The organism is Candidatus Nanosynbacter sp. HMT-352, from assembly GCF_022819345.1.
Taxonomy (GTDB): Bacteria; Patescibacteriota; Saccharimonadia; order Saccharimonadales; family Saccharimonadaceae; genus Nanosynbacter.
Genome location: NZ_CP089288.1, coordinates 201,154 through 214,834, shown reverse-complemented (window position 1 = coordinate 214,834; position 13,681 = coordinate 201,154). Strand labels below are relative to the sequence as shown.

At 39.7% G+C, this 13,681-nt stretch carries 14 protein-coding genes, 1 tRNA gene and 1 pseudogene; 7 read left to right on the top strand and 9 right to left on the bottom strand.

Translation table 11 applies throughout. From position 1 onward, the window contains the following. Nucleotides 1-169: 169 nt before the first annotated feature. The 3 genes from LRM46_RS01195 to LRM46_RS01185 are packed head-to-tail and all read left to right on the top strand — an operon-like array spanning nucleotide 170 to nucleotide 2,733. A complete protein-coding gene (locus LRM46_RS01195) occupies nucleotides 170-1,312 on the top strand; it encodes a glycosyltransferase family 4 protein (RefSeq protein WP_243813251.1) in 1,143 nt (380 codons plus the stop codon). Next, nucleotides 1,312-2,373 carry a Gfo/Idh/MocA family protein gene (locus LRM46_RS01190; RefSeq protein ID WP_243813250.1) on the top strand — a complete coding sequence of 354 codons (1,062 nt, stop codon included), beginning with the start codon at nucleotides 1,312-1,314 and terminating at the stop codon, nucleotides 2,371-2,373. Before LRM46_RS01195 ends, LRM46_RS01190 begins: the two co-directional genes overlap by 1 nt. Next, on the top strand, nucleotides 2,374-2,733 hold the full coding sequence (locus tag LRM46_RS01185; protein WP_243813249.1) for a DMT family transporter: 360 nt from the start codon (nucleotides 2,374-2,376) through the stop codon (nucleotides 2,731-2,733). It begins immediately after the preceding gene. Nucleotides 2,734-2,762: 29 nt separating this feature from the next. Here the strand turns inward: LRM46_RS01185 and LRM46_RS01180 are convergent, their stop codons facing one another. From LRM46_RS01180 to rfbB, 5 genes and pseudogenes are all read right to left on the bottom strand, one after another. After that, nucleotides 2,763-3,116 carry a hypothetical protein gene (locus LRM46_RS01180; RefSeq protein ID WP_243813248.1) on the bottom strand — a complete coding sequence of 118 codons (354 nt, stop codon included), beginning with the start codon at nucleotides 3,114-3,116 and terminating at the stop codon, nucleotides 2,763-2,765. Further along, entirely contained in the window at nucleotides 3,113-3,817 is a 705-nt protein-coding gene (locus LRM46_RS01175; RefSeq protein ID WP_243813247.1) for a glycosyltransferase family 2 protein, read from the bottom strand. The genes LRM46_RS01180 and LRM46_RS01175 overlap by 4 nt, the downstream gene beginning before the upstream one ends. A 17-nt stretch (nucleotides 3,818-3,834) precedes the next feature. Then, a complete protein-coding gene (gene rfbA, locus LRM46_RS01170) occupies nucleotides 3,835-4,680 on the bottom strand; it encodes a glucose-1-phosphate thymidylyltransferase RfbA (protein WP_243813354.1) in 846 nt (281 codons plus the stop codon). Nucleotides 4,681-4,767: 87 nt separating this feature from the next. Further along, nucleotides 4,768-6,185, bottom strand: a pseudogene (locus LRM46_RS03875) (sugar nucleotide-binding protein). Nucleotides 6,186-6,187: 2 nt separating this feature from the next. Continuing rightward, nucleotides 6,188-7,201 carry a dTDP-glucose 4,6-dehydratase gene (gene rfbB / locus LRM46_RS01155; RefSeq protein ID WP_243813244.1) on the bottom strand — a complete coding sequence of 338 codons (1,014 nt, stop codon included), beginning with the start codon at nucleotides 7,199-7,201 and terminating at the stop codon, nucleotides 6,188-6,190. Nucleotides 7,202-7,248: 47 nt separating this feature from the next. Between rfbB and LRM46_RS01150 the strand changes: the two genes are divergently transcribed. After that, nucleotides 7,249-7,686, top strand: a complete 438-nt coding sequence (locus LRM46_RS01150; protein WP_129631885.1) for an adenylyltransferase/cytidyltransferase family protein — start codon at nucleotides 7,249-7,251, stop codon at nucleotides 7,684-7,686. A 2-nt stretch (nucleotides 7,687-7,688) separates the two neighbouring features. Here LRM46_RS01150 and LRM46_RS01145 read toward each other — a convergent pair whose 3' ends face one another. From LRM46_RS01145 to LRM46_RS01130, 4 genes are read right to left on the bottom strand one after another with little or no spacing between them, the layout of a single operon-like run. Further along, nucleotides 7,689-8,786, bottom strand: coding sequence for a glycosyltransferase family 4 protein (locus LRM46_RS01145; RefSeq protein WP_243813243.1), 1,098 nt, complete (start codon nucleotides 8,784-8,786; stop codon nucleotides 7,689-7,691). After that, nucleotides 8,770-9,912 carry a glycosyltransferase gene (locus tag LRM46_RS01140; RefSeq protein WP_243813242.1) on the bottom strand — a complete coding sequence of 381 codons (1,143 nt, stop codon included), beginning with the start codon at nucleotides 9,910-9,912 and terminating at the stop codon, nucleotides 8,770-8,772. Before LRM46_RS01140 ends, LRM46_RS01145 begins: the two co-directional genes overlap by 17 nt. Continuing rightward, complete coding sequence (locus LRM46_RS01135) at nucleotides 9,912-11,333, bottom strand: sugar transferase (protein ID WP_129744737.1); 1,422 nt, start codon at nucleotides 11,331-11,333, stop codon at nucleotides 9,912-9,914. Before LRM46_RS01135 ends, LRM46_RS01140 begins: the two co-directional genes overlap by 1 nt. Beyond that, nucleotides 11,317-12,714, bottom strand: a complete 1,398-nt coding sequence (locus LRM46_RS01130; RefSeq protein WP_243813241.1) for an O-antigen ligase family protein — start codon at nucleotides 12,712-12,714, stop codon at nucleotides 11,317-11,319. Before LRM46_RS01130 ends, LRM46_RS01135 begins: the two co-directional genes overlap by 17 nt. A 16-nt stretch (nucleotides 12,715-12,730) precedes the next feature. On the opposite strand from LRM46_RS01130, the gene LRM46_RS01125 reads away from it, so the two are divergent. The 3 genes from LRM46_RS01125 (at nucleotide 12,731) to LRM46_RS01115 (ending at nucleotide 13,676) form a co-directional block, all read left to right on the top strand. Continuing rightward, nucleotides 12,731-13,081 carry a LexA family protein gene (locus LRM46_RS01125; protein WP_320412668.1) on the top strand — a complete coding sequence of 117 codons (351 nt, stop codon included), beginning with the start codon at nucleotides 12,731-12,733 and terminating at the stop codon, nucleotides 13,079-13,081. Nucleotides 13,082-13,122: 41 nt separating this feature from the next. Continuing rightward, nucleotides 13,123-13,197, top strand: a tRNA-Asn gene (locus tag LRM46_RS01120). Nucleotides 13,198-13,292: 95 nt separating this feature from the next. Continuing rightward, a complete protein-coding gene (locus tag LRM46_RS01115) occupies nucleotides 13,293-13,676 on the top strand; it encodes a hypothetical protein (RefSeq protein WP_243813239.1) in 384 nt (127 codons plus the stop codon). Nucleotides 13,677-13,681: the final 5 nt, after the last annotated feature.

The following is a 13,681-nucleotide window of genomic DNA, read 5'->3' as shown; positions in this document are numbered from 1 at the left end:
TATGTTAGCTTTTTATACTGTTCAAACGATTTACTATAATGTACGGGTTACTTAACTGTAAGGGACTAAACGAGTAGTAATAGTTGATCATATAACTAATGACAATGAGGGACTATTTATGTAAAAATTATCAAAATATGATATTATATGATTAAGTAAATGGGGGTTTATGACTAAGAAGATATTAATATATACAGGGTATTTTATTCCGCACCTGGGTGGCGTGGAAAGATATGTAGATAAATTAACAAGTGCTTTGGAGAAGATAGGGTATCAATGCACAATAGTAACTACTGCACACGATAATAGCCTACCCTCCAAAGAGACGATAGGCAGCAGAACTATATATCGATTACCTACGCATAATATTTTTAAACAGAGATACCCAATCATTAATAAACGTAAGAGTGCTAATATTATTTCAGATATTGATTTTAATAGTTTTAGCTTTTGTATAGTTAATACCAGATTTCATCTAACAAGTCTTCTGGGTGCCAGGTTGGCAAAAAAGCATGGGATAAAGGTTGCTCTTATAGAACATGGAACTGCTCATTTTTCGGTTGGGAATAAACTTCTTGATTTTTTTGGGTTAATATACGAACATGTTTTGACTGCAATTATTAAGCAGTATGTTGACTACTACTATGGCGTATCGCAAAATTGTAATAAGTGGTTGAAACATTTTGGCATATCTGCAGAAGGTGTTTGGTACAATGCAATTGACTCGAAGGATAAGTTGCTGGCGACTAATAAATATGATTATTTTGATAAGCGAGAAATCATAGTTACATATGCTGGGCGTATTATAAAAGAAAAAGGAATCATCAATCTACTTAAGGCATTTGATAAGGTCAGAAGCGAGATGTCAAATCAAAAAATTCGGCTAGTTATTGCCGGTGATGGTCCTTTAAAAGATGAGCTTGAGTCTAGATATTTAGATGATAGTTCTATACAATTTTTAGGTAAAATAAATTTTAGTGATATCCTATCTCTCTTTAAGCGTACTGATATATTTGTTCACCCGTCACTCTATCCTGAAGGGCTACCTACGGCCATATTAGAGGCTGGATTGATGCGAACGGCTATTATTGCCACTCCTAGAGGGGGGACGGAAGAAGTGATTATTGACAAGCGCCATGGTATAATAGTTGACGGTAGTGTGGATAGTTTAAAGATTGCTCTAATGGAAATGGTACAGAATGAGTCTATGCGCAAAAAAAGTGCAGATAATGTAAAGAAGAGAATAGAGAGTGTTTTTAGTTGGCAGTCGGTGGCGAAATGCGTTGATAATAAAATCAAGGAGAGTATATAGTGTCTAAAGCGGTAAAGTTCGTAATAGTTGGTGCTGGAAATATATCAAATACAAGACATATCCCAGCACTCAAGAAAATCAAGAATGCTGAGATATTTGGTGTTATAAGTAATAAAATAGAGCGAGCCAGAAAGACAGCTAAAAAACATAATATTCCTCACGTGTCTCAAATAAAAGAATCTTCTGACGGTTTAGTTGTGGTTAATGCTGATTGGATGAATGATGCTGATGCCTGGGTGATAGGTGCTCCTCCACACCTTCATTATCCATTGGTTAAATTGGGTTTATCTCTTGATAAGCATGTACTCGTAGAGAAGCCAATGATGATGAATGAAGATGAATGCAACGAGTTGATAAAACTGGCTAAGAGTAAGAATAAAGTGTTCTATGTTATGCATAACTTCCAGTATGCAAATAAGATGCTAAAACTAAATGATATTGTTGAGTCTAAAAAACATGGTGAAGTGGTGTCTATTACTGAAGTACAGTTTACTAATCATGACCGTCGGCTGCCAGAGTGGTATAATGATTTACCTCTGGGTCTGTTTTATGATGAGGCTGCTCATTTCTTGTATCTTCCAGAGAGACATGTTGGCAAGTTGCAAATACAGCATGCACATGCGGTGTATGGTAACGCTAAGAAGGAGGCCACTCCAGTAACTCTTTCGGTCAATGCTATGGCGGGTAAAGTTCCATTAACAATGTTCTTAAATTTCCGCTCACCAGTGTGTGAGTGGTATTATATGGTATCCTTCAAGAAAGATATTTACATCTACGATTTCTTTAAAGATATCCTAATTCACCTGCCAACAGACGGAGAACATCTTGGTAAAGATGTGTTGCGTAGCTCGATAAAGTATACGACTCAATATTGGGGACAATTTATAGCTAACGGTATACGCAGGGTGATAGGAGATCTGTTGTATGGTCACGATAAGGTATTAAGTAGTTTCACGTCTGCAATTGTCGACGGCAATGTTGATAAGTTTTTGACAGCTGAAAATGGTAAGATAAATGTAGCTGCTGCCAATTCTATAATTGATAAGGTCAATAAGCGATAGATGAATATATTTCTGATAATTGCGTATGTTGTAGCGGCGGTTAGTGGATCAACATTAATAAAATTAGGAGGATTGTCAGCGGGTTCAGCTCATTTACTTACAATTCCTTATACTAATTTACATCTTCCTATAATGAGCCTGTTTGGTATATTGTTTTACGGGGTAAGTTTCTTTTTATATATAATTTTATTAAACAGGTTTGAATTATCATTTATTTCACCGCTAACGATAGGACTAGTCTACCTGTTGCTTATGTTAACAGCTGTAGTAATTTTTAACGAAAGCTTTACTATAATTAAAACTATCGGCTGTATATTAATATTAGTTGGTGTTTTGATGATTGCTGCGACTAATAAATAGAATAGGATATAGGGAAGTATTAATAAAAATTATCTTCTAACAGATAGCCTAATTGATAATTCTTGATGTAGGTCGCGTAGTCTGCGCTCGTTTTGGTCGATACGTTGGCGTTGGTTGTTGGCGATATAGAATAGAAAAATAATCGTCGTAGTTTGTAAAATATCAAACAAGCTTAATTCTGATGAATCAAGTGGCGGATGCCCAAGTGAGATGTTGTATATCGGGAACGACCCCATCAAGGAAACCATGATGACTAGCCAAATAATGAGTTGATGACGAAAGCGTGCCGGGCTGACTTTACGCAGTTTGTATTGAGTGATTATATTGATTAGTGCCGCCAGAATAATCGGCACATTGAGTAGTATGAGGATAAGATATCTCATTCAAATAACTCCGTTAAGCGTTGCTTAAATAGTCGTTTGATAATATTGATGGCGTTCCAGTTGTTTTGACCTTTGGCTCGGGAATAGTCGGTGTAAATTGCTTTAATCGGGTATTCAGAAATAACCATGCTTGCCTGTTTAGCTCGCCAAATCATCTCTGAGCAAAACTCATAACCAGTTGATTTCCAGTCAAGGCTATCAATGGCCTTTCGTGAGTAAACTCGCAGACCAGATTGTGAATCGGTAACGTTGATACCGAACAGTACGTAGGTGATGAAGCTGAGGCCTTTGTTTCCTAGGACTTTAGTCCTGGACATGCCCTCGCTATTGATGAGTCGACTACCAATCAATAGGTCTGTATTAGAAGTGGAGATTTTTTTAATTCCAGCTAAAACATCTTCTGGGTCATGTTGACCGTCGGCATCCATAGTGGCGGCAATGTCATAATTATTTTGTCGAGCGTAGGCGAGGCCAGTTAATGTGGCACCTCCAGCTCCGGAATTCAATATATGATCAATAACTATTGCGCCGCCTTTTTTAGCCTGCTCAAGAGTGTCATCTTTGGACCCATCGTTGACGAGTACTATGTCGATCAAATAGTCTTTTTCGACTTTTGAAAAAACCTTTTTGGCTTTTTTAATCACACTCTCAATAACAGCCTCCTCGTTGTAAGCTGGAATAATAACACAAACCCTCTTCATATCAATAATTATACCATTTATAAATATTTACCGTAACCAGATTTCTTGAGTGTATAAGCGAGCGAGTTGAGCTGCTCTCGACTGATCCAGCCATTTTTAAAGGCAGTTTTTTCCGGACTACCGATAATCCTACCGGTTCGTTTTTGGATAACTCTAACGAAGTCGGATGCATCAGTTAAGCTATCAATCGTTCCTGTGTCTAGCCAAACATCTCCATTGTCTAAGGTTTGAACTTGCAATTTACCGCGACGTAAGTATTCTGCATTAATGGATGTAATTTCTAATTCTCCTCGAGCTGACGGTTTTACGTTTTTAGCAATCTCTACTACGTCATTATCATAAAAATATAAGCCGACAACTGCGAAGTGGGATTTTGGGGAAGTTGGTTTTTCTTCAATTGATATTGCCTGATTTTGGTCATCAAATTCAACGACGCCATACCTTTCTGGGTCAGATACTTTGTAGGCAAAAACTGTGCCACCGTCGGGATTTGTGCATTCCCGCAGAGATTCATCTAAACGCTCTCCATAAAATATATTATCTCCCAGTACTAGGGCTACTTTATCGTCACCAATAAAATCTTCACCAATAATAAAAGCTTGCGCCAGACCATCTGGAGTGGGTTGAACAGCGTATTCTAGATTTATGCCCCATTGTGATCCGTTACCAAGAAGCCTCTTGAAGCCGTTTTGGTCATCTGGAGTGGTAATTATGAGAATGTCACGGATTCCCGCTTGCATTAATGTGGTAAGCGGATAATAAATCATTGGCTTGTCATAAATAGGCATTAATTGCTTGCTTATGGCCTGAGTAATTGGCCATAATCGCGTACCCGATCCACCCGCTAAAATTATTCCCTTCATCATATTCTCCTTTGTGTTGTATGATTATATATCTATGATTCGACAGTATCAAGGTTAAACGGTTTTGAGATTTATAAATGTTGCATTTTAAGCGTTGTTTAATATATATTGCCTTAAATCCTCTTCCCAGTTACGGCTTTGAAATCCTGTAGAGTGCAGTTTATCTAGGCTCATATCACTATTGAGCGGTCGTGGCGCAACCCCCGGCTTGTTGGCAAAATATTCTGCGGTAGTTGTATTAGAAACGATTAAGTCTTTATGATTAGATAATTCAAATATTTTTCTAGTAATGTCTGCCCAAGAAGCGAGTGGTCCGTCATTTGTCGCATTGTAAGTTCCGAATGGAGCTTTAGTTGACAATAAATGATCTATAATACGCACTAGCTCACTGGTGAACGTTAAGCGACCTATTTGGTCATTAACAACGGTTGGCGAGATGTTTTTTTCCGCCAATCCTAGCATGGTGCGAACAAAATTTTTGCCTTCACCAATTACCCATGTGGATCGAAGTAGATAGAAGTTGTCTAATTGTTCGACCAATAGGTCTCCTGCGGCCTTACTCTGACCATAGACACTAAGAGGGCTAAGTGGCTCGTCTTCTGTGTGGCGTTTTTTTGTTCCGTCGAATACGTAATCGCTGGAAATGTGAACCATTGTCATATCATATTTTCGGCATACCCTAGTAAGGTTAGATACTGCAGATGCATTAACTTTCCAAGATGCTACGCGGCCTTCTTCGGTTTCTGCTCCATCGACATTAGTCCAGGCTGCGGCATTTATAATGATCGATCCATGTTGCCAATCGAAAGAGTCGACAGCGGTTTTATTGGTAATGTCTAAATCTTGACGCGATAACGCCGTCGCATTGGAAAAAACACGTTGTAGTGCTCGTCCTAGTTGGCCATTAGCTCCAGTAATAAATACAGCTTTATTATTCATTATACCTCCATAGGAATTACATTACTTAGTAGTGGATGTGCGGCATCTTTTTCGGAAATAATTGCTTGATCCTTATTGATTGGCCAGTTGATTTTTAGTTCTGGATCAAATAAATTAACAAAAGTATATTTAGCATCCGGGAACCAATGAGCGTCAACTAGATATGTGTAGGCGACATTATCGTCAAGTGTTTGATAACCGTTAGCTACACCCTTAGGAACGAAAATTGCCGTACCCGGATTAATCTCGTGCGTGAAAACTTGGCCGAAACTCTCACCTTTACGAAGGTCACACCAAGCTCCAAAAACACGTCCATTGGCTGTTGAAATGAATTTGTTCCAAGGCTCAGCATGAAGTCCACGAGTGGCGCCAGTTTTGTCATTGAAGCTGATATTGTTTTGTACGATATCGAACGACGGTAAGCCTAAGGCTTCCATTTTTTCTTTTTGATAATTCTCTTTGAACCAGCCGCGATTGTCGCCATGTACGGGTAATTTAATAACAAATAACCCTGGAATTGACGATTCAGTGACCGTAAGTTCATTGTAGTTAGTTGGGTCAAACATAATTATTGTCCTTGTTTTGCATAAGCTGCTTCAACGGCGTCTTTTTGGGTGCGCCACCAGTCTTCATGCTCGCGGTACCAGTTAATAGTTTGCATTAGTCCATCGTGCATGCCGGTTTTATTATCCGTGTATTGCGGTTGCCATCCTAACTCGCGGCGTAACTTGCTGGAATCCATTGCGTAGCGCATATCATGACCTGGACGATCGTTGACATGTTCATACCAATCTTTACCTTTACCCATTAGATCACAAATCAATTCAATCACCATCTTATTATTAACGTGATCATTATCTGCGCCAATGATGTAGGTTTCTCCTAGAACGCCTTTTTCTAGGATTAAATGAACCGCTGAGTTATGATCATCGACATGAATCCAATCGCGAACTTGCTCGCCGGTGCCATAAAGTTTTGGCTTGATATCGCTTAAGATATTGGTAATCTGCCGCGGAATAAACTTTTCAATGTGTTGGTATGGTCCGTAATTGTTAGAACAGTTTGAGATAGTTGCTTTAATACCAAAACTACGAATCCAGGCACGAACTAGCATATCGCTGGAAGCTTTAGTACTAGAGTAGGGGCTGGAAGGCTTGTATGGAGTGTCTTCTGTGAAGCGATTTGGATCATCAAGCTCTAGATCACCAAAAACCTCATCAGTTGAGATGTGATGTAGTCTCTTATTATGTTTTCGAATAGCCTCTAGAATGGTATATGTGCCAATTATATTTGTTTCAACAAATGGCCATGGATTACGTAAAGAATTATCATTGTGACTTTCGGCGGCGAAGTGTACAACTATGTCATTTTCAGCGACTAATTTGTCTATTAATTCGGCGTCACAAATATCGCCTTCTACGAATGTAATTTGGTCAGCTACAGTTTCCAAATTAGCACGATTTCCGGCGTAGGTTAATTTGTCAATAACAGTGATTTCATATTCTGGCTTGTGTTTTACGGTGTAATGCACAAAATTCGAGCCAATGAATCCCGCGCCTCCCGTGACTAGCATCTTTGTCATAAGTATAGTATATCAGGTATAATAGAGAAGTTATAGAGGAGGATATTATGAAAGTTGTAATTGTTAGCGGCTATTTTAATCCATTGCACGGTGGGCATTTAGATATGATTGAGGCAGCTGCAAAAATGGGTGATTATTTGATTGTAGTGGTGAATAACGACAAACAGCAATTGCTAAAAAAGGGAAAAATTATCCTTAATGAAGAAAATCGACTCCGCTTAATGCGGGCATTAAAGGGTGTGGATCAGGTGATGCTTTCTATTGATGAGAATCCTCCAGTTACAGAAACCTTAGAAATGATCGCTCGGCAATATCCGGGATGTCAATTGGTGTTTGCAAATGGTGGCGATAGGTCGGCACCGGAAGTTGTTCCAGAGCGTGATGTTTGCGAAAAGTACAACATTGAAATGGTCTATGGAGTTGGCGGCTCAAATAAAGCAGACTCGTCTACTCGAATTAATCAAGCTACTGGACAGGAAAGCTAATCTCAACTTTTCCGACCATATTTTTCATATACAGCCAAAGTTTGCTCTGCCATGCGTTGCCATGAAAATGTCTTAACGTGTTTCTTGCCTTTTTTAACGAGTTCATTGCGTAACTTATCGTCAGATAAGATGTCGTCAATTGATTTTGCTATATCCTCGACACTGAAAGGATCAAAATAGTGAGCAGCATCGCCGTGAGTTTCTGGCAAGCAAGTAGCCGTGCTCGAGGCGACTGGCGCGCCGTGTAGCATTGCCTCTAATCCTGGCAAACCAAATCCTTCACTGAGCGAAGGGAAGCAATAAACTGCCGTATTTTCGTACATCCAGCGCAATTGCTCGTCTGATATAAAGCCAGTAAACACGACGTTTTTAATTCCGTGATCATTTACATATGTCTCGTGGCGAGCGTAATTACTGTCTTTTTTACCTGCCAAAGCCAGTGTTAAATCTGGATATTTTTTCTGTAACAAAGCAAATGCGTCAATTAGTCGTCGAAGGTTTTTATGTGGCGTTGGTCTACCGATATACATAATGAATTTTCTACCAATCAACTCGTCAACAGGCTCGTTGCCTTTTGGTAACTCATCTGCAGACTCCAAAGTTACAGTAATTTTCTCTGGGCTTACACCGGTGAATTTAATCAAATCATTTTTTACGAAGTTAGAAATTGTGATTATATGCGAAGATTTTTTCGCGACTTTTTTATTGACCCATTTATAAATTTGCTGCTTAATCCAGAAAACGACAGGATTTTTATCTGGATTTCTGAATCTAACAGTAGTCAAATCTTGCATCGTAGTAACAACTGGACTGGAATTGTATAGAACTGGCTGCTGAACCATCGCAAAATGAACTAAGTCTGAATGGAGACTTTCAAGTTGTTTTTTAAAGCCGATTTGCTCGGCGAAAGTGTATTCTTTGTAAGGACAAATGACTTTTTTAAAGCGCGGATTGCTCGGCTGCCAACTATCAAAATCCTTTGGCTTGAGCAGAATAACATAATCGTTTTTATTATCAATTTTCTGCAAATAATGAATCAGCCGTTCGATGTACCGACCAGTGCTAGTTCTTAATGTTCGGGCGTCAATTACGATTTTCACGATAATGTTCCTTCCATGATTTATCAACTATATTTTTTATCGCTTTATGAAAAATTGCAGCTGAAAATTCGTTTGCTGTGGCTGAGATTTTTGTTGGTGAAACTTTTTTTCCTGGAAGTTTCTCTAGGGTTTCTGTCAATGAAGAATCTGTTTGCTCAGAAAAGAACCAGCCGTTTTTTTCGGGTTTTATATAATCAAGTGCGCCGCCAGCTTCATACGCAACCACTGGGATACCAGACGCCAACGCTTCAACTGGCGCGATTCCAAAATCTTCGTGTGAACAAAAAATAAACAAATCTGCTTTTTTAATATATTTTTCTCGCGTGGCATTATCGACAAATCCTAAGAAATTAGTATGTTTATCGGCGATATTCTTCAGGTTGTCAACGTCTGGACCTTTTCCAATAATATCTAATTGCCAGCCAAGTTTCTGACAAGCCTTAATAGCGATATCAAGTCGTTTCATTGGCACAATTCGCCCCCAAATCAGACAGCGAGGTTTTTTGGGGATGGATGTTTGCTTGCGATTTTTAGCAAGTGGCGAAAAGCTCGACACGTCAATTGGCGGAAAAATAACCGTACTTTTTCGCTGGTAAAACTCTTCAATATCAGCCTGAATTCCCGTAGAGTTGGCGATAAAAATATCAACTTGCTGAGCGGCATTGAAATCTCGTTTTTTCAGTGGTCGGACTAAGGTTTTTAAGCCTAGGCGCGCCAGCCATTGCGGGCGAAAACTTGGTCGTTTGATATATTCGTCGTAATGTCGCCAATAAAAATGCGTTGGCGTGTGGCAATAGCAGATATGAAGTTGATCTGGTCTGGATTTGCGGACGAATTTTGCCTCACCATTTCCAGAGCTTGAGATGATAATGTCAAATTCGCTAAGATCAAGTTTAGCGAACCACCACTGTCTAAGAAGTGGCAGTAATCGTCGAATTTTTGAAAACGGCCATCGCTGTAAATAACCAGTAATGACTTTGTTGTCTAATCTTTCTCGCCATTCATCACTACAAAAAGAAGTGTAAATTGGCGCGTCTGGGTATAATTTGTGAATTTCCAAAACGACTTTTTCGGCTCCGCCGCCGTAAATCCAGTCGTGAACTATGGCAATTTTTGGCTTACTCATTAATTATCTTTCTGGAAAATAACCAAGCAGGTTTTTAATAAAATCGTGATGTCCATCCAGATACTCCAGTTTTGAACATAATATAAGTCAATTCGTCGCCGCTCTTCAAAGCTGATGCTGCGTCTGCCAGATACTACTGCAAGTCCAGTTAACCCAGATTTGACCGCTAATAAAACGTGTTTTTTATCGTATGCGCTTAATTCGTGCGGTACCAGCGCTCGCGGTCCGACTAGGCTGATATCTCCTTTAACGACGTTGAATAACTGCGGTAATTCATCAAGGCTAAAGCGACGAATAAATCGACCAACTGGCGTCACACGAAAATCATGATCAAGCTTGTCGCCGTTTTTACGGTATTCTTCAATTAGCTCAGGCTTACCAACCATTCGAAAGACTTCTTCGTCAGTTTTGCCATCAAACTTTGCATAATGCGAGCGGAACTTATAGACCTTAAACGGTCGATTGTAGCGAGTGAGACGTTTTTGCTGTTTGCCGTGCATTAAAATCGGTCCCGCTGGGTCGCTGATTTTTACGGCAATTGCCACCAAAAGCATAATTGGCGAGGCGATAATAATCCCAGCTGTTCCACCGATAATATCCATAATCCGCTTAACAATTCGCCCATAGCCCATTAACGGCGTCGGATGAGTGTGAATTAGCGGCACGGAGTCGATGATATCAATAGTGTGCTTGGTGGTCATAATTCCGTCGAATTCCGGCGCTTGATAAAAATCCAGATAATGTTTCTGGGCAATTTGATAATGTTCACTAACGTTTTTTGAGTCGGTTTGGATGATGACGTCAATTTTATCTCTGGTGAGCGCCGATTCTAATGACGAGCGTCGAAGCTTTTTTAGTTCAATAGGAATGAACTGGGTTTGTGCAACAATTCCGCTAATCTTAAAGCCAGTTAACGGATTAGTTTCTATAAAATCAGCCAGAACGTGAGTTAAATCACAATTGCCAATTAATATAACACGGCGAGCTCCTAAGCCGCGCTTTAATAACTTCAGACGAACAATATTGGCGGCGCTGCGGAAAATCATTAGTAGAACAAAGCCAATTCCAGTGGCATAACCAGCGACGAGTTTGGCTGGGAATAACGGAGTGTTGGTAAAGAACGTCACGGAAATCATAATCATAATTCCAGTTATTGACGCTAAAAGTATTCGTCCAAAGTTTCGTAATGGGTGCGTGTAAATCTCTCGGTCGTATAAGCCAAAGAAATAGAACATCACGATCCACAACGGTAGCGTCATAAAAATGGAGGTAATAAAATCTATGGCATTGATGCTGATATGGAATGGTCTAGGATCCAGGGAAATTCGCAAAATATAGGCAATAGTAAATGCGCTCAATAAAGCTAAGATATCAAGAACGACCAGGACAATTTTGAAGTAAAAATCAGACTTTTTCCGCATAATCTCTGGGGTAATTATACAAAAATATGCCGATTATAGCAAAACAATGAATCGTATTTATGAAACTACCAAAAAACCAAAAATGTATAAACATCGCGACGGTCAGCGATAAGATAAATTGAGCTTTAATTTTACGGATATTTTTTATGGCGAAAAATATGATTATCAATGGGGCAATTAGAAGGGTGAATAGCCCAACAATCCCTAAGCCGCTGAGTAATAATATGTAAAAAACGTAGACTGTTTGGTCTGTTGGGACGTTTACGTGAAGATGTTTTTGGATGAAATTACCGAGGTTGCCGAGTCCAACGCCAAAGAAGAACGTTCGTGGCGATGATAGCCAAGATTTTATGGCTAAGTCACTGGCGCTGAGCCTGTCATTGGCGGAAGCTTCAACAAAACCGGCAGGTTGGAAAGAATTGTTGCTTGGTGGAATGTTTTCGGCGGATTTTGGTGACGGATTTTTGGCGATGGATTTTTGTGGAATCTTAATTTTCCCGAGAGATAATTGATCAACCATACTGACGAAGGTATTGTGTGCGATGAAGGGCGTATTGGCGTATCTAATGTTGGCTGATGAGAATAATAAGATGAATCCGAATAGTAATCCAACGAAGATGATTGGAAGTTTTTTACGAATAAAAGATGCGTCAATTCGTTTTATGAAAACGATTATAAATAAGGCTGTGATGGCGATAAAAATTGCTAAAAATCCGCCACGGGAAAATGTTAAAGATATGGCGAGAGTTGTGAAAAATAGGCTAAATTTGGCTAAGCGAGATTTTGGTTGAAAGAACGCAAGGAAAAATGCTGGAAGTAGAGAATTGGCGAAGAATTGCGGTTCGGCGGCGAATAAATTGATTCGTGGAAACCCAAAAACGTCGGCTTTACAACCAGCGCAAAGCGTGCCAAATCCTGTTGGTTCAAAGGTGGCGACGATAAGCTGAATAATTGCTAAAATCCCAAAAACTAGTCCGCCCCACAGTCCGACGCTGATGAGTTTACGTTTTTCTGATTTTGATAATTCGCCGTAAATTAAGCCAGCGGATAATCCGACGGCGAGTAGGAATAATAGCGATAACGAATATAACGCGGTGCGCAGGCGTGCTTCTGCGAAAAATATGCCGACGACAATGGCGATAAAAATTGCTAAAGATCCGCCGATTAGCCATCGGTTTTTCAATAATTCTTGGCGTTTTTTAAGTAGTAATGGCAAGGAGAATAACAATAGGCTTACGGCAACGATTTGGTATAATCCTACGCGCAGTGACGGGAAATCCAGAATTGATAAGCCGACACTGGGATGCAGGGCGAAGCCGCCACCAAAAATAATAATAGCCAATAGCCAGAATCGAACGTCGTTAATGTATTTTTTTGCCATATTTTAAGTATAGCGTATGGTGTATACTTTAGATATGAAACTGACGAAAAAGCAAAAAATAATGTTGGATTTTATCGATGGGTTTATAAAGGGCAATGGCTATAGTCCGACGCTTCGGGAAATTATGCGCGCCTTAGGCTATAAATCGGTGTCGACGGTGGCAAAACATGTTGATAATTTGGTGGCTGCGGGATTTTTGGAGAAGCAGGACGGCGAAGTTAGGTCTTTGACGCTGAGCAGTGAGAAAAAAGAAGTTTGGTGGCAGAATTTAGTGAAGGAAATTAAGAAGAGAGAAGCCGAGGACGACGAAAAATCACGCTCGGAAGTGGAGATTTTAAAAAAAGCATTGGAAATTGTCCGTCAGTAACTTTACAACTATTCAAAAACTCGCTATAATACAAGACATATTCCGGGGTAGCTCAGCGGTAGAGCGGTTGGCTGTTAACCAATAGGCCGCGGGTTCGAACCCCGCCCCCGGAGCCAAATCGAATTTTAAGACTTCAACAAGTATAGTTGAGGTCTTTTTTATTGTTTTTGTAGTTATATATTTCTAATAACGCGGAATAGGTGAGACAATAATGATTATGAATAACACTTATTGCGATGGTATGTGGGCTAGATTTCTTTCTAGTCAATGTTTACGGGATGATTTTAAGAGCAGCCCAAGGAGTAATGACTTAAAGGATATTTTTAACTTTGCTTATGGCTTGGCGGATTACGCTGAAGATTTTGAGCAGCGATTTCCAGTGATTGCGCATATTGATCTTTATGGACATACTGCTGTAGACGGCTACTCATATGTTCGGCTGGTAGAAAATGAATTGCCAGAGATACGAAAGTTAGCGGAAGAGAGGCGAGAGGCTGGCGCCGTTAAGCGGATAGATGATTTGATGAGGTTTATAGAGCTGGGTGCTAATGATGCAGATGGCGATGTAGCTTTATTGGTTTTTGATGGTATGTAAAACAA